At 28.2% G+C, this 26,934-nt stretch carries 21 protein-coding genes; 9 read left to right on the top strand and 12 right to left on the bottom strand.

Going from position 1 to position 26,934, the window contains the following annotated elements; genetic code table 4:
- The first annotated feature begins 42 nt into the window (after positions 1-42).
- The 9 genes from U3G01_RS02890 to U3G01_RS02930 all read left to right on the top strand — a co-directional run bounded on the left by U3G01_RS02890 (position 43) and on the right by U3G01_RS02930 (position 14,475).
- Entirely contained in the window at positions 43-1,689 is a 1,647-nt protein-coding gene (locus tag U3G01_RS02890) for an LppA-related lipoprotein (protein ID WP_255030642.1), read from the top strand.
- A gap of 81 nt (positions 1,690-1,770) precedes the next feature.
- Positions 1,771-3,129 carry an APC family permease gene (locus tag U3G01_RS02895; RefSeq protein WP_308700460.1) on the top strand — a complete coding sequence of 453 codons (1,359 nt, stop codon included), beginning with the start codon at positions 1,771-1,773 and terminating at the stop codon, positions 3,127-3,129.
- 227 nt (positions 3,130-3,356) lie between these two features.
- Positions 3,357-4,136, top strand: a complete 780-nt coding sequence (locus tag U3G01_RS02900; RefSeq protein ID WP_255030640.1) for a DNA-processing protein DprA — start codon at positions 3,357-3,359, stop codon at positions 4,134-4,136.
- The gene (locus U3G01_RS02905; protein WP_069098429.1) at positions 4,136-4,447 is read left to right on the top strand and encodes an Mbov_0395 family pilin-like conjugal transfer protein; all 312 of its coding nucleotides are present in this window, start codon (positions 4,136-4,138) and stop codon (positions 4,445-4,447) included. Before U3G01_RS02900 ends, U3G01_RS02905 begins: the two co-directional genes overlap by 1 nt.
- Positions 4,447-5,583 carry an Mbov_0396 family ICE element transmembrane protein gene (locus U3G01_RS02910; protein ID WP_326564826.1) on the top strand — a complete coding sequence of 379 codons (1,137 nt, stop codon included), beginning with the start codon at positions 4,447-4,449 and terminating at the stop codon, positions 5,581-5,583. The genes U3G01_RS02905 and U3G01_RS02910 overlap by 1 nt, the downstream gene beginning before the upstream one ends.
- A complete protein-coding gene (locus U3G01_RS02915) occupies positions 5,537-6,763 on the top strand; it encodes a hypothetical protein (protein WP_326564827.1) in 1,227 nt (408 codons plus the stop codon). Before U3G01_RS02910 ends, U3G01_RS02915 begins: the two co-directional genes overlap by 47 nt.
- 41 nt (positions 6,764-6,804) lie before the next feature.
- Complete coding sequence (locus U3G01_RS02920; RefSeq protein WP_255030631.1) at positions 6,805-9,447, top strand: Mbov_0397 family ICE element conjugal transfer ATPase; 2,643 nt, start codon at positions 6,805-6,807, stop codon at positions 9,445-9,447.
- Positions 9,447-13,079: an Mbov_0399 family ICE element protein gene (locus U3G01_RS02925; RefSeq protein ID WP_255030626.1), complete on the top strand. Its 3,633-nt coding sequence runs from the start codon at positions 9,447-9,449 to the stop codon at positions 13,077-13,079. Before U3G01_RS02920 ends, U3G01_RS02925 begins: the two co-directional genes overlap by 1 nt.
- Positions 13,080-13,293: 214 nt before the next feature.
- Positions 13,294-14,475: an IS3 family transposase gene (locus tag U3G01_RS02930; protein WP_326564828.1), complete on the top strand. Its 1,182-nt coding sequence runs from the start codon at positions 13,294-13,296 to the stop codon at positions 14,473-14,475.
- An 845-nt stretch (positions 14,476-15,320) separates the two neighbouring features.
- On the opposite strand, the gene nusG is transcribed toward U3G01_RS02930, so the two are convergent.
- From nusG to leuS, 12 genes are read right to left on the bottom strand one after another with little or no spacing between them, the layout of a single operon-like run.
- On the bottom strand, positions 15,321-15,896 hold the full coding sequence (gene nusG / locus U3G01_RS02935) for a transcription termination/antitermination protein NusG (protein WP_255031112.1): 576 nt from the start codon (positions 15,894-15,896) through the stop codon (positions 15,321-15,323).
- Between the two features lie 18 nt (positions 15,897-15,914).
- Positions 15,915-16,151 carry a preprotein translocase subunit SecE gene (gene secE / locus U3G01_RS02940; protein WP_010320911.1) on the bottom strand — a complete coding sequence of 79 codons (237 nt, stop codon included), beginning with the start codon at positions 16,149-16,151 and terminating at the stop codon, positions 15,915-15,917.
- On the bottom strand, positions 16,151-16,291 hold the full coding sequence (gene rpmG / locus U3G01_RS02945; RefSeq protein ID WP_010320912.1) for a 50S ribosomal protein L33: 141 nt from the start codon (positions 16,289-16,291) through the stop codon (positions 16,151-16,153). The genes secE and rpmG overlap by 1 nt, the downstream gene beginning before the upstream one ends.
- Positions 16,292-16,332: 41 nt before the next feature.
- Positions 16,333-16,884 carry a sigma-70 family RNA polymerase sigma factor gene (locus U3G01_RS02950; protein ID WP_010320913.1) on the bottom strand — a complete coding sequence of 184 codons (552 nt, stop codon included), beginning with the start codon at positions 16,882-16,884 and terminating at the stop codon, positions 16,333-16,335.
- Positions 16,885-16,910: 26 nt separating this feature from the next.
- Positions 16,911-17,600, bottom strand: a complete 690-nt coding sequence (rlmB, locus tag U3G01_RS02955) for a 23S rRNA (guanosine(2251)-2'-O)-methyltransferase RlmB (RefSeq protein WP_255031116.1) — start codon at positions 17,598-17,600, stop codon at positions 16,911-16,913.
- A 33-nt stretch (positions 17,601-17,633) separates the two neighbouring features.
- A complete protein-coding gene (cysS, locus tag U3G01_RS02960; RefSeq protein ID WP_255031117.1) occupies positions 17,634-18,842 on the bottom strand; it encodes a cysteine--tRNA ligase in 1,209 nt (402 codons plus the stop codon).
- Positions 18,829-19,524: a YgjP-like metallopeptidase domain-containing protein gene (locus U3G01_RS02965; protein ID WP_069098734.1), complete on the bottom strand. Its 696-nt coding sequence runs from the start codon at positions 19,522-19,524 to the stop codon at positions 18,829-18,831. Before U3G01_RS02965 ends, cysS begins: the two co-directional genes overlap by 14 nt.
- The gene (locus U3G01_RS02970) at positions 19,502-20,740 is read right to left on the bottom strand and encodes a CNNM domain-containing protein (RefSeq protein WP_255031119.1); all 1,239 of its coding nucleotides are present in this window, start codon (positions 20,738-20,740) and stop codon (positions 19,502-19,504) included. Before U3G01_RS02970 ends, U3G01_RS02965 begins: the two co-directional genes overlap by 23 nt.
- Positions 20,740-22,137: a replicative DNA helicase gene (dnaB, locus tag U3G01_RS02975; protein WP_069098632.1), complete on the bottom strand. Its 1,398-nt coding sequence runs from the start codon at positions 22,135-22,137 to the stop codon at positions 20,740-20,742. Before dnaB ends, U3G01_RS02970 begins: the two co-directional genes overlap by 1 nt.
- Entirely contained in the window at positions 22,130-22,567 is a 438-nt protein-coding gene (rplI, locus tag U3G01_RS02980; RefSeq protein ID WP_069096481.1) for a 50S ribosomal protein L9, read from the bottom strand. The genes dnaB and rplI overlap by 8 nt, the downstream gene beginning before the upstream one ends.
- Positions 22,548-24,542, bottom strand: coding sequence for a DHH family phosphoesterase (locus U3G01_RS02985; protein WP_255031120.1), 1,995 nt, complete (start codon positions 24,540-24,542; stop codon positions 22,548-22,550). The genes rplI and U3G01_RS02985 overlap by 20 nt, the downstream gene beginning before the upstream one ends.
- 6 nt (positions 24,543-24,548) lie before the next feature.
- On the bottom strand, positions 24,549-26,921 hold the full coding sequence (leuS, locus tag U3G01_RS02990; protein WP_255031121.1) for a leucine--tRNA ligase: 2,373 nt from the start codon (positions 26,919-26,921) through the stop codon (positions 24,549-24,551).
- Positions 26,922-26,934 lie beyond the last annotated feature (13 nt).

Genomic DNA, 26,934 nt, shown 5'->3' on the forward strand with positions numbered 1-26,934 from the left:
AAAGTATTATTTTTAATAATAAATATTGTAAAATTTTAAATCATGAAATTACTAAGAAAATCAAAATTAAACTTTTTATTTTTTTCAGTAATTTTTTTATTTTTATCAAGTTGTTCAGTTAAGTCAAATGTACCTGAAATAAAAAATCCTGCTGGTAAAATAAATAAAAATATTGATAATTCGCCAAAAATTGAACCACCAACTCAACCATCAAATCCGTCTCAACCATCAAATCCGTCTCAACCACCTCAACCATCAAATCCAGATCAAAATCCATCAACTCCTGAAATTAAAAAAGATGATACCCAAATTGATAACGATAAAAACCACGAAAAAAATAAGACTTCAGTGATTAGTCAAAAACCTGATTTGCCTCCCACTATTATAAAAATAAAAAAGTCTGATGAAGGTAAAGAAAAATCCAGTATAATTAAAAAAATAGATGATAAAAAAGACCCAGAACAACCAAAAATTCCATCTTTTACACCGCAAAAGCCAAGCGATGAAGAGCAAATAGTTGTTCAGCCTTTTGAGCCAAAAAAGCATGAAAAAGAAACTGATGTCCAATTAGCTCAATTAAAAGGTTATCTTTCAACTTTAGCTAATTCATTTCAAATTACAAAAAACATGCAAAGTTCAAACCCCCTAACAATAATTCACGGTGGTAAAACTGATTATAAAAATTTTTCTTATGTAAATTTTGTTGACCCAATCCATGATTTGAAAAATGAGTATGATATTAAATTAGATTTTTCCAGCGCTGTTGTTGCTTCTATAGGCGCATCAAACGAAAAAAAACCTATAAATAACGTGCTTTTAGTTTTATATCGTAAAGATAATTCCTCGATTAAATCCTCAAAAACAGTCAGTCTTTTTTATGAACAAGAACAAACATCGCAAATAAGTTTAGTAGCTAAACAATTACCTGATGATTTTAAAAACATTTTTCCTTCATTTTTAGCTTTTTCCTTGATAAACTCAAACAATGATGTTATATCCAACCCATTTTTTAATCAAATTGGTCATGTTTTAAATAATCGAAATTTTGGGGTTGGACTTAAAGATACTTTTGCCAAATTTAGCCCTGAAATTAGCGATGATGAAAAGGAAAAATATGGATTTGATGTTGTTAGTGCTCAACCCGATGATGAAAATGGAAAATTAAAACTTAATTTACAAATTTGAAAAATAGAACAAAATACTGAGATAAAAACGTTTTTACCAGATAATAAAAGTCTTGAATTTTCAGGTTTAGCTAAAAATTCAGACAATATTTACCAAATCGAATTAGCAGAAAATACTTTAGAAATTGATGTTTTAAAAAGCAATATTAAAAAAACATTATTAGAAGGAGATTTAAAATCTAACTTTAGAAAACATGAATTTTTAAAATATTTACTAGAACACTTATATATAAGAGTTAATGCTGAAATTAATAATAAGTGGATTAAATTATCTGAAGTTCAACATAATAAATGATTGTTTTTCCCGCAAATTCAATTTGCAAATTTAATTCCCACTCAATTAATAAATGATTTGACTTTGGAAAGAAATGATAAAAAAATTACTTGAACCTTAGATTTAAAAACAGTTTTACTAAATAACAATCAAATTTTGACCCCTAATGGCGAATTTTTGCTAGGTAAGGAAAAAATTCACAAAATTAGTGGTGTTCTTGAAATTAATTAAAAAAATTTCAAGTAAATTTTTTTAATTAATTATTTTTTCTAGTGGTACAATTTAATACAATTTTGAAAATTAAAGGCCAAAATAATGAAAACAAAATCAAAAAACTCACTTACAGAACGACAATTTATTTTTTATGGGCTAAATTATGTTGTAGGATTTGGCTTCATAGCCACTATTTCGAGAGTAATTAATCAAGGAATTTGGGGTGTTTTTGTCTTTATTCTAACATCTTTAATTACTTTAGCGGTTATTTTTGCTTTTGCTCGAGCTGGGCAGAAATACCAAAATGAAGTTGGTGGTTCATATGCATATGCTAAAAAAACCTTTAAAAATGGACTTGTTTTCTTCTTAGGTTGAAATCAAGTTGCCCGAATTATGCTTTTCTCGGCAACAAGTCCGCTATTTTTTTCAACACTACTAACAGAATTTGATCCCGATCGCCAATGACTTTATGTTGCAATTTCATTAGTAGTTTATATAATTTTAATTCTTGCCGGTAGCTTTGGATTTAAACTCTCAAAACGAATAATTTTATTTACTGCTATTTTTAAATGAGCAACACTTTTTATTGGTTTTGGTTTAATCATTTATTTAATTATTCAATCAAATACATATGGACATAGTTTTAGCCAAATCCAACCTTTTAGTGTTACATTATTCGCTGGAACAATTTTATCATTTATTTATTCTTATGGTGGTTTTGAGTCATTAGCGACAATTTCACAAAATGTCGAAACAAAACGATTTAAAAAAGTAATAATTCTAATGTTTCTTATAGTAATTTCCGCCTATTTTTTATTTTATATAATTTTTTTAGGACTTGGTAGCGAATATCTTTCAAACTTTGGACTTGAAAAAGTCTACGAAACTCTTTGAGGTGCCTCAGGAGTATCACTTTTTACAATCGGATTATTCTTTAATCGAATGTCAGCAACAATGGGATCAGTCCAACCTTATGCAAGATATATTGCCCCGCTTGCTGAAGACGGTTTTTTACCTTCGGTTTTTGCCAAAAAAAATAAGCACAACGAATATCAACATGCTATTTATCTTTCAGTTTCGCTGGCAATTACTTCAAGTATAATTTTTACAATTATTCCTCGAATTGCAGGTGTTACAGACACTTTTGGTACAATTTTAAAGGCGGGAAATATCTCGTTTTTAATTCAGTATTTTCTCACACTTTTTACAGTTTTACTTTGAAAATGACGAAAAAATGAGCAAATTCCAATTTGAGAAATTGTAATTTATATTTTAGGTATGATTGTTATTTTATTTACACTTATTGTTTCTCAGTTACCTTTTATTAGTTCTGAAGAAGTAGCTTTTGAGCAGTTTATACCTTTGATAAGTTATGTTGGCGCAATTTTAATTGGATATATTGTTAAATTTTTAACTTCTTGACTAAAAAAGAGAAAATTGAGAAAAGTAGTTAGTTAATATTGTTTTAAAGCCCATCAAAACATAAAAAAAGCTATGAATTCATAGCTTTTTTTATGTTTTAGCTTTTATAATTCTAAAAATTTTCCCAAAAAAATAAAGACAATAAGTTAAGCCAGATTTAAGTTTATTGACTAAAAAAGGACAATAAAAAGACTTTTTAGCTAAAAAGTTTTTTTTAACGTTTTCTTGGGCTTTTTTCTTAATTTAGAGCAGAAGGAGGACGTATGAATAAAAAATTAATTCACTATGCAATCAAATATAAAGGGGATTATTTTTCAATCCAAAAGGCAATTCAACAAAATGAAGAGGTAACAGATGAGCAAATAGAAAAAATTGAACAATTAATTAATTCAGAAGAGATTAGGGCAATTACAATTACAGATAAAAATTACCCTGAATCCTTACGGATTCTTAAAAACCCACCATATGTGATATTTTATAGTGGCAATATCGAAGTTTTAAATGACTTACAACCAAAAGCTTCACTAATTGGTGAAAATTATATTCCTCAAATTCAAAATTTTTTTAATCGCTCACTTGATCAAATAATAAAAAGACACGTTTTAGTGACAAATGGATATAAAGGAGTAGAACAAAAAGTAATGGAATTTTTCCGTTTACATGAAATACCAATTATTGGCGTTTCAGTAAATGGAGTTGAAAATCCTTGAATGTTTGAAAATTTTAAAGATTACGATAAATTATTAATAATTTCTGAATACCCTAAGGGGGTTAACATTAATAAAAAACGGCTAGTCCAACGGAATCGATTAGTCGCTGCCCTTAGTAATTTTTTAGTGGTTTATTCACTTCGCCAAAAAGGTGGATCACAAAATCTAGTTAATTTTTTTCTCGATCTTGGTAAGGAAATTTATTGCTTTTATGATGATGATTATGAGAATCTAATTGATTTTAAAGGCTCTTTTGATTTAATTTATCAAGGAGCAAATTGGATAACTGAAATCAAAGATGTGCATTACAAAATAGGAATGGGTGAAAAATAATGTATTTTTTAAGTTTATTTCAAGACACCAAAGTTGGAGGCGAGTTATCGACTCTTGCAACTACGCTGCAAAATTGAATAAAATATCTGACTCAAATAGGAATGCCCGTTGTTGGTGGAATTTTAGTTGCCGCAATTGTTTTTTTCGCGACAATGCTTGCAATTACCCACGATGTTGAAAAGCGGGATAAGTGAAAAAAAGCATTAATTTGGTCCTCAATTGGATTTGTAATCATTCTAGTTGCCCTTGGATTATCAACAGTAATAATCTCTGTTGCAAGTTCAGCAGCAACTGGCGGAGCTAAAGGGTAATGTTTGGTTGACTTTTTAGTGGTTTAATCAATATTATTACTTACCCATTTTTTACTTTGGGATGGTATTTACTTGTTTATTTACCTTTTTCAGTTATTGCCTTTTTTAATTATATTTTCGAAAAAATTGGCATAAACATTATTGTCCATGCAATTTTTCATAGACAAACATTTTCGTTTGAAAGTCTTCCAATCGGTTTTTGAATTTTTGCAATTGCCTCGATTTCAATGGGTTTTATTGTTCTTATTTTACGATATGTCAAATTTTTAATTATTCGTCGTAATTCTGCAGATACAGAAATTGCGGCGATGTCTAAAGTTAGTGTTGGCTCTTTTATTTTTATTTTTGCTTTTCCAGTTATTTTTTTTGCTTTACTAATTGCAATTCAGTCAACCTTAACAATAATAAATAATTATATTAGTGGCGACCAAAATTTAATTGAATTAATGTTAAAATCGGCATCAAACAAAATTCCTGACAGCGAAATTCAAACAATTAGTCAAGATTTTAGTGTTCCTTCTTATTCAACTTTTACTTCAATGGAATCCGGTGAGGGAATAATTTTAATTATAACACTTTCGGCATCTTCAATTGTTGTTGCCTATATTTTAGGAATTAGTTTTATTTCATTATTCACGGCATCAGCACAACTTTTTATGAATTTTATAACCATGCCACTTTGAGCAGTAAGTAGCATTTGGGACGATGGTAGAAAACTAAAAACTTGAACAAGAACATTTTTTGGCCAATTTGCAGTAATTATTATTTACCAAGTCAGTTTTAATTTGTTCTTAATTTGAGTAGCTTCGACCTATAAAATTGCAGACTCAATTGATTTTGAAGGAGCAAAAGGGATATTTATCTTCCGTTTTTTGCTAAAAATATCTTTTATAATCGGCGGCGGACTGGCAATTTCTACCTTTACTCGCCAAATTGCGGCTAATTATGGACAGGCCGGAGCTGTTGAACATCACCAAAGATTAGCTTCTTCTACTCTAAAAGTTGGTGGGGTTGCTCTTGCTGGAGCGGCCGGGACAATGTTTAAATTAAACCAAAATAATCACAAAAAATGCTACCGATTTAACAGGTTTGCCTTCAAAATGAAATCAAAAAAAACCATTTGATATTGTTGATAATTCAATTCTTCCTAACCAAAAACAAAGTCCTTGAAGAAATGCAATGAACCTAGTGGGAATTGGGACTGGAGTTGCTTTTGCTGCGACACAAGCTAAACCTTTGATTCGAAAATGACGAAATTACAGAGCTAATCGGGCTTTAAATGGGGAGCAAAAAGGATTAAAAAATTTTTTTAACAAAAAAATTAATAGTTTATTCTCGAAATTTAAAAGAGGCGATTCAAGTCAAAATTTAAAACAAAAGCCAAAAAATACACGCTCAACTATTGAAAAAACATCAGAAAATCCGTCATCTCAAAATAAAATCGATGAAGCGCCAATAATAAATCAAAATGATTCATTATTGACTGAAAAAAGTGCAACTTCTGAAGATAAATTAGAACAAACTGATTCATTAAGCCAATCTAAAAATGAATCTAGTGATGAAAAACAACTAAAAATGGAAAAAAATGATGTTGAAATTAGACCAAATTCAGATCAACAAGAGAATTCTGAAAATAAAACTGATGAAAAAAATCAAACTGAAAATCCAGAAATAGTAGAAAAACCTGCAAAAAAACAAGGTTTTTGGGCTAGATTTTGAGGTGAGTGACCTGAAGAAGAGACTAAAAAAACGCGAAGAAAATCTTCTAAAGCAAAAGATACAACTGCTGAAAAAGAAACTAAAAAAGTTAAAAAAGCAGTAAAAAAGAAGGAAACTAAAGCAGAAAAAGCAAGTGAACCTAAAGAAAAAAAGGTAAAAATTGACAAGTCTGATTCAAAATTAGATGAAAAAACTACTGACAAAAAAGAAAAAACAAGAAAAATAAAAACTAGTGAAAAAAGTAGCGGCGACTCTGTAACATCAGATGAAAAATCATCCATAGCTAAAGAAGAAAACGCAAAAACCGTTGAAAAAGTTAGCCCACAAATTGAACAAAATGATGAAAAAATTGACAATATAGAGTCCAAAAAAACACGAACTAGAAAGAAAAAAGCCGAAATTAATGTTGACAGTCAAGCCCAAAATAATACTGAAATAATTTTAAATTCTGAATTAAAAACTGCTGAATCTAAACTAAATTTAAAACCAGTTAAAGATGAATTAAACGAAAATAAGACTAAAAAAGATGAACAAATTGAGGGTCAATCAGATAAACCAAACACTAATAGCGCTGAAAAACAAGAAAAAGATAAGTAAAACAATTAATACAAACATTTTGTATTTTGGATAGGTAAATTATGAAATTACAAAATAAACGAATTAAAAATGTTCAAATCCAAATTTTTCGACACATTACACTAATTGACATTCCAATAATTATTGTTTTGTTTTTAGTTTCTGCCTCTATTAGTTTTGCACTTCCTGAAAATTTATTTATTTTGCTAAAAATGTTAATTTCTACTGCCTTTTTTTTAGTTTGAACAGTTCCATTAATAAAATACTACAAAAATTGGGGGCTAAAGGGTTATAAAATTATCTGGTATATCGCTCTTTATATTACAAGACCTAAAGTTTATAGCAAAATTTCCTCTACAAGCGCAAATACACGAAATTTATTACCATATAGCCGTGCTAAACAGGATTTTATTAAAATTTCAGGCGGATTTATAGCTGGAGTTGAAATTTATGGTCAGGATATTTTTAGCATTGGAAGTCAAAAAATTGAACAAATTCTTGAACAATTTACAACAAGTCTTAATGCTGTTAATAGTCGAATTTCGATTGTAAAAATTGCTCATCCTAATGATTTAACAAAAAATAAACTATTTTTTTTACAAAATCAGGAAGAATGTAAAGCCAATTTGAACGAAAATTTTTGTCAATTTTACAAAAATGATATTGCAAATTTTGACACTTATCTACATCATCGTTATTTTATTATTATTTATGAAAAAAATGATGTTAGTTTGCTTCAGCAACTTAATTTGCTTAGATCGAACATTTCATCAACAGGTTTTCGCGCTAAAACTTGTACACTTAGAGATTTACTTGATTTAAATTTGAAAATAATTAATTTTAGTGATTTTTTAAGTGATCAAGAATATAAAAAAATTCAAGAAGGTGATGATATTAGCAAATATTTGGCACAAGACCGAATTGAATGACATCCAGAATATTTTAAAATTAATGACATTTATTTTTCAGTCCAAACAATTAATGAATATCCATTCAATCTTCCTCTTGGGTGAGCAGCACAACTTTTTTCAACAAATAGCAGCGTTGTTTGGCATTTGAATCGACTAACAAGCGCCGAAAAAGAAACAAGTTTTAACCGAGGTGCAAAAAATTTAGAATCTAATTTGAATGACCAAAAAAATGTTGTCCAAAAATCTAAAACCGCTACTGAGCGAGCAGCTCTTGAAGAAATAATTAACATCGCTGGCTCTTCAAATGAAGAAATATTTTATTCGACATTCATTTTTTTGAATTGAGGGGAAACAAAGTCTCAACTTAAAGAAATTGAAAGTAAAAATCGAAATAATTTAAGGAATATTGGCGGAACAATAAATCCACTAAAATACCGTCAATTACAGGGTTTTGCTTCACTTTTTTTCCGTTTTAGCAACCTTTTAAAGGAAGAAATTGAAATGCAAGCAAGTAATGTTGCATTTGGAATTCCTTTTACATCTCGAAATTTTAATGACGGAAATTATAATATAATTGGGATTAGTAAAACTGATTATACCCCTATTTTTTTCGATCTTTTTTTGCAAAATCAAGATCGAAAAAATTCAAATTGTTTCATTTTAGGAACTTCTGGCGCCGGTAAGTCAACATTGACAAAAAAATTGCTAACTTATAATAAAGCTGTCGGAAATTCAGTGATTATTTTAGATCCACAAAACGAATATTGGAGAATAGGCGAAGAACTAAAAGCAAATACAATTAATTTTGCCAGTGGATCATCAACAATTTTTAACCCTTTACAAATTCAAAAAGTTTTTAATCCTCAGTCAAAAATTATTGATGAAACTATTTATAACAACGCCGAAACTATTTCACTTCACCTACAAAATTTAGAGCGCTTTTTCGGTATTTTGCTTCCAAATTTAGATCACAAAATGCTAATGTCTATCATTGAATGTGTTAATGAAATTTATAAAAATAAGAACTTTTATACACTTTTTAATGATGTTAGCCTTCTAGAACCCCGTGAATTTCCAACTATTGATGACTTAATTGCTAATTACAAATTAATGAATTTTTCTTACATTAGTCAGCATGAAAAAATGATTGTCTCATCAACTTTGGAGTACGAATTTAGTAAATACGGGAAACTTAATAGACTTTTTAATGGTCAAAACTCGAATTTTAATATTGAAAATGGTCTTGTAATATTTAATGTTTCAACATTGATGCATCTGGAAAAACGTATTTACCAAGCAGCATTTTTTTTAATTCTGTCATTTATAGAAGGAAAAATTGCTACAAATTTTTACAAAAATAAAAAAATTACTCTAATTGTCGACGAAGCGCACCGATTTATTGATGAATCAAACACAATCGCGCTAGATTTTTTGTTTAAAATTGCCAAAACTATTCGTAAATACAATGGTGGTTTGATAATAACAACACAAAATCCGGGCGATTTTGCAATTAGTGGGGAAGCTGCTCGAAAAAGTGAAGCTATTATTGAAAACTGCCAATATGCTTTCTTTTTTAATTTAAAAAGTAACGATATAAATAAAGTAGACAAACTTTTTTCATCTTCAGGCGGACTTACTGATGAAGAAAAAAAATTTATTGCACTGGCCCAAATAGGTGAGTTCATTTTTTCTGCAAATTTAAATGATCGATATATTTGTTCAGGTTATTTTAACAATGCCGAAAAAAAATTATTTTTCGATAAAGGCGATAAACTAATTAACAAAGGAGATTAATGAGCAAAAAAATACCATTTTTTTTAATTTCTGGCCTTATTCCTGCGCTTTTTTTGTCGGCAGGTTACCAAAACACAACTTATTTTAAATTAAATAATTATGATAATTATGAAACAAAATCTGAATTTGCAAATTTTAGTGCTCAATTTGACTTAGAAATTGAAAGACAACTTGATTCATTTAGTTTTGAATGAATAAAAGATAAAAACATTAACTCAAAAGGTGAAATAAGGAAACTAAATTCATATTGATTTGATCGAGAGATCAAAGAAAAATTTTACCAACCAGGCTCAAGACCTGAAATAAAAAGTGAAAATTTTGCACCTGAATATTGCAGTCAACTTGAAAATTGTCGAAATTGACAATTTTATTTGAATGAATCCAAATTCAGAAATTGGAAAGAAGAAACAATTTTTAGCATTTATGGCGAATATGATAAGTCAATTTTTGACCGAAATTCATTATCAATAACATCAAAAAAACATAATAAAATCAACATTTCAGACATTTTAAATGAGTATGCCAAAAATAAAATTGGCGAACTTGAAAAGAATTTTAACCTTAAAAACATAAAAATAAATCATTTAATTTACAGAGTTGGATTTGAATTACAAAGAGATAAAATTAAAAAATTTACTGTAAATTTGCAATATCGATATTCATACCAAAAAAGAGTTCTAAATAAGGATCTAGAGCTTGAAAAATATTTGTCTGATTTAAGGCAAAATTTTAATAACTCAATTATCAAGAATAACCAAATTTCGATAAGTATTGAAACAAATCAACAAAAAAATGATGAAATTCAAAGTTTTTCGCTGACCTCATCTCAAAAAGGTCTAAAAGAAATTGAAAAAAAAGTTGCTGAATTTTCAAATGAACTTTTTAAAAAAGGAAAAAAATACAACGAAGATCTACATTTTAACATTGTTGCCGACAGGCAAATTGAATTTTTTATAAGATTTAAGCACCCTCAGGACAAAAATTTTTACAATTTCCAGTTAAATAACAAGGTGAATGTAAACTTATTTTTTGAAGATAAAGACAAATTTTGAAAAAGGCTAACAATTATACCAGGTAATATTTATGATCCTAAAACTTATCAGTCAAAAATTGACGAACCAGTGCAAATTTATGAACCAAAAACTCAAACAAATGAGGGTGGAGTTCGGAGAATATACGGGGGAAAATGAGAATATCATAATAAAATAAAGTTAAATTTCATTACAAATCCAGATGAAAATGAAATTTTATATGTCAACGGAAATCCTGTCGATGTTTTGGATCTTAATTTTGATTATGATCTTGAGGACTTGAGACTTGAACAAAAAAACCAGCAAAATTCAACAAACAGTTATAAAGTTGAAATTAAAAAATTTCAAAAAGACAATAAAATACAGGATAATTCAGAATTAGTGGCCATTTATGAAATTGAATTTGTAATTAAAGCCGCAAATTCAATTATGGATATAAAGTGGTTTGCTTGAGATCCAAAAAATAACAAGGATCAGCAAAAATTAATTGAACCTTACTTAAAAGACAAAAATGGGCAAATAATTTATGATCAATTTGGAGTTAAGGTTAAAAATCCTGAATATGATCCATTAATTGATGTAAAAACTGGAACTAAAAAGCAAATTGTTTGAATATCAACCGGTAAAAATCCTGATTCTATTCCTGAAAACAGTAATTTTGCTCAACTTCCAAGCGAAATTTCGCGTTTTAATTTAGGTCTTGAATCAGAATTTGGATTCATTGCAGAAGCAAGTGTTAGTGGAAAAGGCGCCAATATAGTGCTAAATTCAAATCCTGAGAATGATAAAGTTTCGTCTTTTAGATATTTAGTTGACTCAGATAATAGTGAAAATTTTGAAATTTTAAGCAAAAACGGTCAAAAATCAGAAAAATTTGACATTACAAATAGTGCAAATAAATATTTTTCGATTGGGGGAGTTTGACTTTTTTCATCTAAATTTGACAAAGGACTTTCATCATATAAAATTGTTTCCATTGGTGAAAATTCAAGTTCTCAACTTTTTAATGATGTTTTTCCAAATAAATCAATTATCCCTTTTTGGGAATCAAAAGCAGGTCAAATTTTAGAACAATACTTACTTTTAGAAAAAATAACAAATGAAAATATCAAAAAATTAACTTATGAACAAATTCTATTATATTGAAGAAATTTTATAGATAATGTTGTAAAAAAACAGCAAATTAACAGAATTAATCAAAAATTAGACCAAAACATCGAAATTAAAAACAAAATTGTTTTATTAGTTCAAAAAAATTTGACTTTTGAAAATTTAGAACAGGCAATTAACGAAAACACAGGTTCAAATCACGATTTTGAAAGCACAACAGGCCGCAAAGCTCTCCAAATTAACCCAGAAATGATTTCTGAAGTATCTAAATTTTTTATAGATAACAATGAAAATTCTGGTAATATTGATATAAAAATTGAAAATATTGTTCAGAGTCAGGATAATAAATTTGATTTTGATATTAAGATACTTAAAAAAGATAATAAAAATGCAGAAAATTTTGATGAAGTTTTAGGTATCTTGAGTTTTTCTGATATTGAAATTAAAGATTCAGAACAAAATGAAAATAAAACTAAAATTAAATTTAATTTGAAAAACGACAAACACACAGTAAGTCAAAATTTGCAAAATTCATCTCAGATAATGGATTACTTTTCAAATCAAGAAAATTTTGATAAAGTGAATCTGTTTTTAGAAGAAAATGACGAAAATATAATTGCAAATTTTAATCTAAAGCCTGAGTATAACGAGCTTTTTGATTTACAAACTCCCTTTATCGTTGTGAAAAAAAGCACAAAAAATAGTGATATTTTTCAAGATTCAAGAAATATTTTTGATGAACTTTTGTTAGAGCGAATTAATCTTACTGGTATAGAAAATTTGCAAAATGCCAAAAATTTTATTTTGGAGCAAATCCAGGCGAGTTGAAAAGACATAAAATACAACTATAATTCTGACTTTATAATTGAAAATTTTGATAATGTTGTTGAAAAAGCGATAAAAAATATCGAAGAAAGTGAACAAATACCTCATAAAATTTGAAATTTGACTCTAAAAGTTAAGGAAAATCAAATTAATAAATTTTATGGATCAAAAACTATTAAACTCGTTAATATTATAGGAAGTCTAAATAACCCTAAAATTAACAATTTAAGTCAAATTAAAGCCAATGAATTTAGTCTTTCTATCTCAAAAAATAGTGAAAATTTGGAAAATGCCATTAAAGATCACGTCTATAATCTTCTTTTACCTGAGGAAATTGATTCAAAAAAATATTTGTACCTACAGAATATTTCACAAATTGTAGATAATTTTCGAACTAATCCAAAATTGGAAAAAGCAACCCTTGTTTTAAAACCTGGAACCCCACAACTAAATGGAAAAAAAGAACTCACTATTTTTAATTCGGATTTTTCAACTTTAGGTGATTTAAATTTTGTAGGTTTAGAAAAAAATTCTGACACTACTGAGTCCAATATTGAAAAATCCACAGCTTATTGAGTAATTCCGTTAATTATTTTTTCAATAATAGGACTACTCTTTTTTGGTTTTTGGGTTTACAACAAATTTATTGCAAAGTTTAAAAATTAGTAGCCCAGAAAAATAAATAAATCAAAATCACAAATATTAAATTCTCGAGTTTCACAGTTTGATGAGGTAATCTTAAAAAAGTGTCTGGTTTAAACTAGGACAAAAAAAATTAACACTAAGGTGTTGGCTTTTTTGTTCGAGTTTAAGGAGAAAGCTAACACCCAAAGTGTTAGCTTTTTTTAAATTTTCAAATGCGATAAAAAGGAGAATACTAATGTCAAGACACTTTAAAAAAGACGAGTTTGATATGATTTATAAAATTTACAATGAATTTGGATTAAAAAAAACAATAAATTATATAAATGATATTTCGCCAGAAACAAATTTTATAACCAGAACACAACTACTTCGAAGAATCAAAAAAATTATTCGGTATTATAATAATGGTATGCAAGATCAATTATTAGATAAAAAAGGTGCGAACAGAAAGCCAGGGAGTGGCAAAAAACCTAAAAAACCAATTGAACCTGATTGAAACGAATTTACAAAAGAAGAATTAATAGTAATAGCTAAGAGATATTACGAAATCAATAAAAATAAATTAAAATCAGGAAAAATTAGTGAAGCCAAAACGCTAAGTATTCCCTATAGCAAATCTGCAAAAATTTTTAATGTATGCAGACAATCAGTGGCAAAATCTAAAACTAAAGTTATAAAAGTAAGGGAACACAAAAATGATGCAATAATTAAAAAATCCTTTCTTGATAACAAAGGTAGATATGGTCGCATAAGGTTGAGTGCTTATATTTCTATGAAATATAATATTGACATTAACGCTCGAAGTCTTGGAAGACATTTAAAAAGATTGAATTTAGTATGCAAAATTAGGAAAAAAAGAAGAAAGAGCGAAATTAAGAACACCAAATTCGCACTGCCGGATATTGTTAAACGCGATTACAATGATAAATTAAATAGAAATATTTTTGCTACTGATATTACATATATAAAAGCTCCCAGAGATGTTAAGGAAAACCATGTATTTTTGTCTGTAATAATTGAGCATAAAACTAAAAAAATCAGAGATTTTAAATTATCTGTAAGCAATGATCTTAATTTAGTTATGGATAATATAAAGACATTTAGGTCTATTGATAAAAATTTTGTTATTCATTCAGACCATGGATTTCAATACACTTCAAAAACCTATATTGACAAAATAAATAAAATGGGAGGAACTGTTTCATTGTCTCGCATAGGAAATTCTTTGGATAATAGGGAGGCTGAATACTGATTTTCGATTATAAAAAGTGAATGCTTAAACGAGTTAAACTACAGTAAAATAACTTTTGAAGATCTGAAAAAAATAATTGCAGATTATATATTTTGATACAACAACGATAGAATTCAATCGATTTTAAATTGAAAAACACCACAGCAATATGCTATGATGTTATAATAATATTAAACTGTTAATTTTTTTTGTCCTAGTTTAGTTTTTGGACACTTTTTTAACTTTTTTGGCAAAAATTAATTACCTATTTTAAAACACTGGCAAAAATCAGTTTATAGATAAAACAACAAAAATCATAAAAAAATACAACTACTATTTAAACTCAATGTAAATAGAAAACTCGTTTTTACTTAAATTGAGCCTAAAAAAAATATGTGAAGTTTTGAAAGAGCCATAATTAAAAGCCTTAAATTTAAAGATTTCTAAACGGGTAATTTTAAGGCATTCCATCATATTTAAAAATATAATGGAAAAGTCGCATTTTCTGATTTTTTTATGACAAAAACATAACTAATCCCCCTTAATTCAATATCAAAATTTATTAATTTATTCTTAGTGAAACTTATTATAACATAATTTTTTCTTAGACCAAGCATTTTTTTTTTTTTTAAAAACAAAATCTTAATTTTAAAATAATAAAATTAAGATTTTAGCATCAAAAAACCAGGATTTACCGGTATTTTTGCATATTTGTACTCAATAAGAAGTGAATTTTTACCATCAAACTACTAAACTCGGGAAAACCACAAAAATTAAATAAAAAAGTCTTTTACCCAAATAAAAGACTTTTTTTAATAAATTTTAATTAATTTGTTGACTACAATAGTTATAACTATTTTTTATTAAACTTTGTTTCAGAAAGGAGTTTTTCAGATTTTTGAAAATTTTTCAAAAAACAAAATAATAGTTGTTTTAGATAAACTTTATCAACTAAGAAGAAAAATTTTAGCCTTGATAGATAGAGTCAAATTTAAAAAAATATTTAAAATTCAACCACTAAAATTTAAATTTTACTGATTGACCTTTTTTAAATTTTTATATTCAAAGGTCGCAGGAGCTTTACGCCCAAAAACATTTTCAAGTTCAACTGTTATTAAGGTTTTAGTCTCATTCATCTCGATAACTTTGCCAATATCGCCGGTAAAAGGCCCTTGAGTCACTTTTGCCCAATCACCAATTTGCCAACTTATTGCAGTAGTATCATTAGTTTCTTGAAAACTAAGAATTTTTTGATTTCAATTTTCTTTCATTCGCTCAAATTGGCGTATTGAAATTGGCGTTGGTTTAGTTCCTCTACCATGAGAACCTACAAGTCCTGTTACATATTGAGTATTTCTAACAACAAATCAGGCTTTATCAACCATATTCATCTTGATAAAAAAGTAGCCTTTATATAAATTACGATATTTGAGTTTTTTTTCAGCTTTTCCGTTTGCGCTTTCCTCATAATAAGGGACATCAAATTTTATTATTTCCTGAAAGTGCTCCTCTAAATTTTCGTATTTTATTCGGTTTTTAAGTAAAGTAATTGCAACATCTTCTTTTGATGAAATAGTTGAAATCATATATCACTTATATATTTTCATAATATTTTTTGCTCCTTTCTAAATTCCTACTCCGGCTTGATTTCAAATATAGGCAGCAATAATTGTAATTGTGAAAAAAACAGCCATAAAAATAAGTGAAAAAATTATTGTTTGCCCAAAACTTTGAAAAGCGACTCGACTTGTTGGTCATTTTACCCTTTTCATCTCTTTAATAAAAAGGCGAAAGAAAAATTTTTTTTTCCTTTTTTTTATTCCATCGGGAATTTTAATATTTTTTGCTTGTTTTTTTCACATTATTTTTCCTCTTGGTGTAAAGTAGATTTGCGACATATTTTGCAAAATTTATTAATCTGAAGGCGAGTTTGAAGGGATTTATTTGTTTTATAGTTCCGATTTTTACAAACAAAGCAGCTTAGACTAATTTTTTTCTTCATATAAATCCTAAAAATTTAACATTACAGTCTATAATTATATATTAATTTAGGAAAAAACTTCTTAATTTATTACTTGTAGCTCGAATAAAATCATTAACCTTTTGTGTGGTGATGCCAATTTTTTTAGCAATAACATTAGTTGGAATGTCCTGAATAAAAAACATTTCAAACATTTCCATCTCAAGTTCATCAAAAGATTCGGTAATTCGGTTGTAAATATCTTGAATTTCTAATTTGTGAAGCTCGCTTTCGACAGCAAATTCAATATTTTCAGGTAATTCATCAAGTGAAACCGAAAAATTTGCTATTTGATAGTTTTTTGTGGTAAAAGAAGTTGCATATCCCAACATAAATAATTTAATTTTGTGAACAAGATAATTTTCAAGCGGGATACCTAAACTTGGGTCAAATTCTTCATATAACTGTACAAATTTATCAATTGAAGCATTAAATAGATCATGATAAGTTATCGGTGTGAGGGCGAAAGTTTTCATTACTTGTTTTGAACAAGCTAATAAAATATGTGAATATTTGTTTAAAACGGTAAAATATCTCTTATTTTTAGCTATTTTTTTCTTACGATCTAATCACATTTTGTAAATATTAACCTCATAGTTCTTTATTTTTGTTTGTTTTTTAGATAAAAAAGTATAATTCCCGTTGCAACTGTAACGTTTAAAGAATCAATTTTACCTTCCATCGGAATAAAAAATGAATCATCGCTAGCATACAAACTACTTTTTTTAATTCCGGTAGACTCATTGCCAACTATAACTGCACAGGGAAAATTAAACTGAATTTCATTAATTTTTTTGCTTTTTTCACTTAAATTAGTGGCATAAATTCAAAAACCTATTTTTTTTAATTTATTAATTGCAGCTACAATTGAATTTACAAGAATAAACTTAATACCTATAAAACCGCCTGATGCAACTTTGAATGTGGTTTCATTTAGTTTAGCTGCTCGCTTTTTGGGCAAAATTATATGCTTAATTCCAAAACAATTTGCTGTTCTAATGATGTTGCCAAGATTATTTTGATCATGAATATGATCAAGAACTAAAACAATTTCAGGTTTATCCTTGTTTAAAACATCAATTTCAAAAAATTTAAAGTTTTCAACAACGCCAACAAAACCTTGGTGGTTTGCTAAAACTAATTTATCTAAAAAATCTTTATTAACTATTTGTACTTTTTGGTTCGAAAAAATTGGACTATCGGGCTGTTTTAAACAATAAATTTGTTTAAAAACAAACCCATTTTTAATTGCTTCTATCACCGAATTCTTGCCACAGATATATTTAATCATATTTTTTCACTTTCGTATGAAACGCGGAAAAAATTATGAAAAAATGAACCTTTTTCATAATTTTTCGCGATATTTATCAGCTTCTTCATATTTTTTTTGTTCAAGAAGTTTTTTTCAGATTTGAATATTTTCTTGATCTTCAGAGTTAATTTCTTTTTTTGTAAAGCTAAATCTTAGTAATTTGAATATAAAAACAATTTCTGAATTCTTTTTTTGTTTTGCTAAATTAGAGATTAAAAAAACAGCATTAGAAAATTTTTGTTCATCAATGAGTGATAAAATTTGCTCAACAGCGCTTTTTTCAATTTCTTTAGGGTCAAGAATTCAGTCAAAATAAATTTTTTTGTATTTTGTTATCAATTTTTGGTGATTTTGGATTAATTCATCTGTTAAATTAATTGGGACACTAGGATTTATTGATAAAAAAATGCTACGAAGAACATCTGGATCATATTTTTTGGCAAATTCTTTTGCAAAAATTATATTTCCTATTGATTTAGACATTTTTTTACCATTAAAGTTTACAAAACCAACACGAATTCATTTTTTTGAAATTGGTTCATTTGTTAAAGCAAAATGTTGGGCATTTTCATTTTCATGATGCGGAAAAATCAAATCAACACCACCTCCGTGAATATCCACTGAATTTTTCTCAAAATGATTATAAATAATTGCTGAACACTCAGTATGCCACCCAGGTCTGCCTGGGCCAAAAGGCGAGTCAAAAAGTACGCCTTTTTTTGTTTTTTTTCACAAAACAAAATCATTTATAGATTTAGTTTGACGATTGTTTTGATACAAATTGTGGACTTTTTGTTGAGAAATTACACCGTAATTTGCAATTTTACTTGCCTCAAAAACAAGGTCACCGTTTTGATTAAAATAAGTAAAATTTTTATCTTTTAACTTGACAATATAGTCGATAATTTTGTCAAGAATTTCAGTGACTTTTATTATTTTATCTGGTTTTTTAACGTTAAATGTTTCAAGAACACTAAAATATTCCAAAATGTATTTTTGGCTTAATTCAGCTTCAGTTAGCCCTAATTCCATTGCTTTTTCGATAATTTTGTCGTCAATATCAGTGATATTTTGGACAAAATTAACTTTTTTGCCAAAATATTTTCATACTGAAACTAAAAAATCAAACACAATTACCGATCTTAAATTGCCGATATGAACGTGATTATAAACCGTAGGACCGCAAAGATAAACATTCAAATTACTTTTAGTTGAGCTCATAATTCGTTAATTTTTTAACTAAATCAGTGTAATTAGGTATAATTTTACCAATTTTTTCCCAAAAAAGCTTACCGTGGTTGCGAAAAAAATGGTGAACAACCTCATGAACAATTACATAATCGATAATTTCCTTTGAAAATGCAAATAAATATTTGCTATAATGGATTTTTTGACGATAATAATTGGTGCCTCATGATGTGTTTTTTCGTGATAGTTTGACTATATAATCAGGGACTTCTAAGGTTTTGGTTCAAAAATTTGTTCGCTGTATTAGGTAGTCTTCAAAATGTTTCATTAATAGTTTTTCGATTTTAGCCTCAATATTTTTTGGTCGACCTAAGGAAAAAATAGCAAACTGACTTTGCAAATAGAGCTTATTTTTTGTTTTTATTAAGCTAAAATAGTTTTTTTTACCAAAAAGGTAAAAAAAAGATTCAGAAAAGTGTAATACTTGCCTTAGGGGCAAAATATTTATAATTTTATTAAAATATTTTGAATTTCTGACGCTTCTAATTAAAACTTCATCGCTTAAAACAAGTCCAGTCTGAACCAGAATATAGTCATCAACTAATTTAACTATTAAACGCGAACTTTTAGGCCTGAATTCAACAAAAATAGGATATTTTTGACCATTTAAATCAATTTTTAGTTCGCGAAACTTAGCTTTTTTGTTGGAATTCATTTTTGGTTATTTTTAGCTCGATTGTATTTGCGCTTTTGTCAATAATTTCAAATTCAAGTTGATATGTTGGACCGTGAAAATAGAATTTTGCCCCTAAAACCAGCTTTTTTTTCGAACTTTGGGATAAAAGTCACTGATTTAAATTTTTAAAATTAACAGGAAGATCAACCGCTAAAATTTTGTTAATTGTCAAAATAGTAGTTTCAGCTTTTGTTGTGATCTGATTTGGACTAATTTGATAAAAATCAAGGTCATCGCGATAATCATACTCATCATAAATTGGACCCAAAAGACACTCAAGTATATCTTCAAATGTAAGAATTCCAACAATTTTTTGTGATTTTTTTGACTCAACTACAAACCCTAAATGAGATTTTGATTTTTTCAAAATCTCATAATTTGTTTTAATTAAAGATGTCGCAAGAAGAAGAGGAGTTTTTATTATATGATCATTAATATCAAATTTATCAAGATGTAAAATGTCTTTTGAAAGTAAAATTCCAACAAAATTGTCGTCTTTTCAAACAGGAATTCGAGAAAAATTTGAGTCAATTATTACTTCTTTTATGGATTCAAGACTATCTTCATATTTTACAAAGACAACATCCTCGAGTTTGGTAAAATGTTTGGCGGTTTTAAAAGAGTCAAATTCAAGCGCTCTAATTGCCAAATCAGATTCATCTTTTTCAAGAACATCTTCTTGGTGAGCTTGTAAAATTATTTTTTTTAGTTCATTTTCAGTATTTGTTACATTGATTTTTTTGACAAATTTAGTCATTAGTGCGGCTAAAGGAAGTAAAAAATAGTAAAAAAAACTAATAAAAATCCAAAAAGACTTTAAAAATAAAATTGGTTTTTTTCGACCAAAAATTTTAGGGTAAATTTCACCAAAAATTATTAAAGGTGGCGTTGTTGCTGCTATTGAAATTAAAATTTGCAAAGATTCATTAATTGCTAAATTAGAAAAAAGCGCCGAAATTATGATAGAAATTCCGATATTTACAATATTATTTCAAATCAAAATGATTGTTAAAGTTTTTTCATAATTATCATAATATTTAAGAATTTGTTTTTTTCCTCAAAAAGTATCAGAAATATTTTCATCAACTTTAGCCCGACTTGTGGCGGTAAAAACGGTTTCACTTGCTGAAAAAATGGCCGAAATCAAAAATAAAAATAATAAAACAATTCCTAAAGCAATAAAATAACCCGGCATTAGTCCTCTAATCCTAAATTTATTTCATTTTTATTTTTATTTGAAACATTAAAATCAAGGGCGGCAACAAATTGACCAATTTCAGGTAAAAAATTAAAAAATAGCGTTCCAGTTGGGCCATTTCTGTGTTTTGCGATAATTAATTTTGTATTTGGTCCACTGTCAAAATTAGACTGATCATCTTCTTTTTTATTATAATAATTGTCACGATGCAAAAAAGCAACAAGGTCAGCATCTTGTTCAATAGCTCCAGATTCACGTAAATCTGAAAGTAAAGGAGTTTTATCTTCTCTTCGTTCAACATTTCTTGAGAGTTGCGACAGAGCAATAATTGGCGTATTAACTGCGCGAGCTAGTTGTTTTAATTTTCGGGAAATAATTGAAACCTCGACTTGACGGTTGTAATTTTGATTATTTGCGCTTGAATTTATTAGTTGTAAATAGTCAAAAATAATCAAATCATATTTGATATTGTTACGATAGTGTTTTTGAACTTGTCAAAAAATGTCGTCAATATTGATAGAACCTGAATCATTTATAGTCAATTTTGCCTCTTTTAGTCGTTTTGAAATTGCTTTTTCAATTTTTATTAAATCTTCAGGCCGTAAATTTTTAGGCGTTTTGAATTTATTTGATTCAATTCCTGAGACAAGTGATAAAAGCCGAGTTCCTAAATCTGTGTTGGACATTTCAAGGGCAAAAAATAGCACAGATTTTCCACTTTTGCAAACATTTCAAGCTAAATTAAGGGCAAAAGCTGTTTTTCCAACTGACGGACGAGCTGCTAAAATTACAAGTTCACCCCTTTGAAAACCAGAGGTAACAACATCTAAATTATCATAACCAGTCGAAATTCCTTTAATAACATTTTGACTTGTGCGAAGTTCAGTAATAAATTGAAAAATTTCTTGGGCAATTTCGTAAATTGAATAAAAAGACTGCTTGGCACTATCTAAAGTAAGTAGATTAATTTTGTCAACAATTTGACTTGTAATTTCTAGTGATGTTTTTTTACCAAAATCTAGTTCGTGACTTGATTCTTCGATAATTTTTTTGAGCTGACGCAAAGTTTTTTTCTCGCTGACAATCCGTAAGTGCGAAGTAATTTCTGAAGGTAAAGAAAAATTATTATTATAAAGTCAAATTATAAATGACTTGCCGCCAATTTTTTCGAGTTTTTGGTTTTTTTGCAGTTCTTCAATTATTAAATTAACTTCAGGATCAGGAACACTGGCAACAACATTTTTAATTGCTTTGGCAATTTCAACTAGTCTGAGATCGCTAAAATCATTTGGGTCAATTGCATCAATATAATTAATAATTTTTCTGGGATTTGAAAGCAAAAAAGAAATTATAAATGACTCAATATCAGGGGAAGTATAGCGCGAATTATTCATCTTTTACAACATTTATTTTTAAAGTAGCACTAATTTCAGGGCTTAATTTAATAGTAACATAACTTGTTCCAAAATTAGAAATTCCTGGCGTTTGAATTAAGTGCTTATCAATAAAAATATCTTTGGTCTCAAGTTCTTTTTTTATTTTTTTAGCCGAAATTGCCCCGTGGACTGAATCAAGTGTCCCTTTTAATTTAAATCACAAAACAGTATTTTCAATTTGAGACTTTAGTTGAATTGCTTGATTTTTTTTGTTTTCCTTTTCAGCTTCAATTTTTTTTAGCCTTTCTTTTAAAAGTTTTTCAGTTCTTGGATTAAAAGGTTCTGCCAAATTATTTTTAAACAAATAATTGCTAGCATAACCAGCTGAAACCTCAACAACAGTGTTTGCACGACCATCTTTTGTATCTTTAAGTAGAATTACTTTCATATTCTCTCCTTTGAATTGCAAGTTTAATATTTTCAACAAATTCAGAAAAAGTCTCAACTGTTGAATAAGCAGCTGCTGAAGTTACATTTCCGCCTCCACCAACTTGCTCTGCTATATATTGAACATTAACATTTTCAACACCTCGAGCTGACATTTTATAATTTTTTTGTTGCGGTAATTTTGCCACAACAAAGGCAGCTTGACGATTTTTAACTAACAAAATTTGCTCGCAAGCAATCGAGACTAAATCAGTTTCAATTTCACGGTCAAGACTTGCAAGGAAAAAACCTGGCTTAACTTCGGTGACATTTTCAAGAATTTCTTTAATAATTTTTGACTCATTTTCATTAAGTTTGAGAAATTCACCAGTTTTTGCAGTTTTTGCTCCTCAACGAACAAGGGCTGAAACGGCCGCAAAAGTTGAAGCGCTAGCGGTTTTTTTAAACTGGGCCGAGTCAACATATAAACCATTAAGCAAAATTTGGGCCCATTCTTGATCAATACTTATATCTGAATGAATTGTTAGCAAAATTAAATGGGTAATAATTTCACATGTTGATGAAGATGAGACATCAATATAGTCATGAATTAATTCCAAAATCCCTTGCATTTTGGAATTAATTCCGTGATGGTCAAAGACAAAAACATTTTCCAAATTAATTTGATCAAGCGCTTTTTTGTTTTCAATTCGCTCAACGTCAGAAACATCAACTAAAATGGCAAGGCAAGTATCATTATTTTTTGAAGCCATTGTAATTTTTGAGGCAACTGAACGGGATATAAAAATATTTTTCTTGATAAAATCAGCTTGAGATAAAAATCTTGTCGTTGTGGTATCAAAAGTCTGGTTTTGAATATAAAAATTAATTTTTCTTTTATAAATAACTTCAGCATATCTTTTTAAAAAATTACCCAAAACATAACCAGAACCAAATGAATCTAAGTCAGAATTAATGTGCCCATAAATTATTATATTATCAATTTTTTCGAGTTTTTCAACTAAAAGGCGCGCAATTCTTCTAAGTCTAACAAGCGAATGAAGGCTGAGAGATTCACTATATGAACCATAAGAAAAAGGTCTTTTTCCATAAGGATAAATTGAAACTTGATTTCCACCACGGGTTTTTGAAAAAATTAAAGCCTCATTTGCTAGTCTTTTTACTTCCACTAAATTTGTTGTGCCAATTCCAAAACCTACTGAAAATCAAACTTCGGTTGTATCATCGATTTTAGTGCTCTCATCACGAAAAATGTAAAAATGATTTTTTTGTCAAAGTACAAATGTCTCATAATGTAAAACTAACATAATCCGGCCATCTGCATATTCTTTGTACAAAAATTTATATTTTTGTGACAATTTCTCAAAAAAATCATTAATAAAAATTTTAATTTTAGGGTAGTCTTGATCGCTACTGCGGAAATTAGTTGAGACAAAATTATCCACCTCAACCTCTGCAAAAACAAGCGAGTTATTTTCATAACCTTGCGAAATTGACTTAAAAAGTGTGATATCACGATAAGAAATTCAATATGCAAATTTATTATAATTAATTTCAAACCAGTTATTTCCCCTTTTTATCTCAAATTTTGGTGGAATATCTTCAACCTTTTTATATTGGGGAAAAAGGTAAAAAATATCACGATTTACTAGTCTTTCTGGGTATAAATCTTTAACATATTTTGAAACTTTTGTAATTTTATATGTTGATGATAAATTAACAATTCCAATATTATTTTCCTCGTTAATAAGGTCGAATTTTTGGTAATAAAAGTGATTTTGCTTAATTATAAATTGGTAAAAAACAACAATTCCAACTATTAGCGAGATAATAAAAATTATGAAAATTCCGACAGCTAACGTGAAAAAAAGGTAAAAATCAAAAGCGTCATTAAAAATAACTTTTAATAATAAAGTCGTAATTTCAAGTAAAAAACTTATAAATGAAATTGAAAAGGGGAAAAGAAATTTTTTCATGAGTGCTTATTTTTTTACAATGAAATTTAAAATTTTTTTAGGTACAAAAATTGTCTTAAGTATTAACTGATTTTCTAAAAAATGCTGTATTTTATAGTGTTTTTTGGCAATTTCGATAATTTCATCTTGGCTTTGGTCGTCATTTAATTCCAAAATTGCTCTAGTTTTACCGTTTATTGAAATAGGCAAATTATAAGTATTTTTTACAATTTTAGCCTTGTCAAATTGGGGTCAGGCGTGAAAATGAACCGGTTTTTGCTCTAATTTTTCTAATAATTCCTCTGAAATATGAGGGGCAAAAATCGATAGAATTACTAAAAAATCAACAAGATATTTTTTTGACGGTATTGTTTCAAGTTTACTTAAAAAATTAATATAGACCATTAATTTCGAAATAGCCACATTAAATTTAAAATCCTGGACTAAATTAGTAATTTCAAAGACAAAATTATTATAAAAGTAGCTAAAATCAGAATCTTTTTCGACTTCAGGATCAATTTTGTAATCTTTTAAAATAATTCTAATAACCCTTTGAATTCAAGCATAAATTGAATTTGCACCTTTTTCATCCCAGGCTCGATTTTCATTAATTGGCCCCATAAACATTAGAAAAATTCGAACGCTATCAGCGCCATATTTGTCTAAAACTGTATAAGGATTTATAATATTTCCTTTGGATTTAGACATTTTTTGTCCGTCGGGTCCAAGTAACATTCCTTGGTGAATAACTCTGTCAAAAGGCTCAAAATTTGGAACAATTCCAGCTTCAAATAAAACTTTATGCCAAAAACGTGAATAAAGCAAATGGCCAACTGCATGTTCTTGTCCGCCGATATAAATGTCAACTGGAAGTCATTTTTGCAGTTTTTTATAAGCTTCTTTTGAGTCTAATTTTAAATATGAACCATCATTTTGTTTTAAAATAAAAGCAAGATAATACCACGAACTTCCGGCTCATTGGGGCATTGTGTTAGTCTCGCGGCGGTAGATTTTGCCGTTTTTCTCAAAAAAAACTCAATCTTTTTGTAAAGCAAGCGGGGACTGGCCATCACCTGAGGGAACAATTTTTTCTAAATGTGGGAGTACAACAATTTTTTCTTCAAGATAAATTTTGCCATCTTGATCAAAATAAACAGGAAAAGGCTCTCCTCAATATCTTTGTCTTGAAAAAACTCAGTCCTTAATTTTATAAGAAATACTTTTTTTTGCTAGATCTAATTTTTCTAATTTTTCAAAGATTAATTTTGAAGCACTTTGGACATCAAAATTGTTAAATTCTGCTGAATTTATCAGGATTTTTTTGTCATTTATTACTTCTAAATAGTCAATTGCAAAAATTTTAGCAAATTCTAAGTCATTTAAATTATGAGCTGGAACTCCCATAATTGCCGAAGTTCCGTAGTCATTTAGCACATAATTTGCAATATAAAGTGGAATTTTTTGAGAATTTAACGGGTGAATCATGTATAAATTAGTAAATATACCAGAAATTTGACTTTGAAGTTTGGGGCTAGAAAAACTGTTTTTTTCAATGTAGTCGCTAATCTCAACATCTTTTTTTGCAAGATTTGTTGCAAAATCATGCAAAGGCGAAATAGCTAAAAAACTAACACCATAAATAGTCTCAATTTTTGTTGTAAATATTTCAATAAAATCTTGACTATTTTCAAAGTAAAACTTAAGAATAACGCCGTCAGACTTGCCGATTCATTTTTTTTGGAGCAACTTTAATGAGTCAGGGAAATTTATATTTTCAAGACCATCAAGCAATTTTTGGGCATACTGAGTGATTTTTAGCACCCACTGATCCATTTTTTTGATTTCAACAGGAAAACTACCCCGCTCACTTACTAAATTTCCGTCTTTGTCACGACTTATTTCTTCATTTGCTAAAACTGTGCCTAATTTTGGACATCAATTTACTTGTGTCTGACGAATTTCAGCTAGACCGACCTTATACAAAAGTTTAAAGATTCACTGGGTTTGTTCATAAAATTTTGGATCACTTGTGTTAATTTCTTTACTTCAGTCATATGAAAAACCAAAGGAATTTATTTGTTCTTTAAAGTTTTCAATATTTTTTTTAGTAAAATCTGCAGGGTGGTTGCCTGTTTGAATTGCATATTGTTCAGCCGGAAGACCAAAAGCATCTCAACCCATCGGGTGAAGAACATCAAAACCATTAAGGCGTTTAAATCTTGCAATTATATCTGATGCTGTATATCCAATTGGATGCCCTAAATGCAATCCGGCTGCCGAAGGATAAGGGAACATATCTAAAATATAGATTTTTTTGTCCGAAGATTCACTCGTTTGAAAAACGTTATTTTTTTGCCAATAGTTTTGTCATTTTTTTTCTATTAATTTATGGTCATACATGATACTAATTATT

It is taken from the genome of Mesomycoplasma ovipneumoniae, from assembly GCF_035918255.1.
Taxonomy (GTDB): Bacteria; Bacillota_I; Bacilli_A; order Mycoplasmatales; family Metamycoplasmataceae; genus Mesomycoplasma; species Mesomycoplasma ovipneumoniae_A.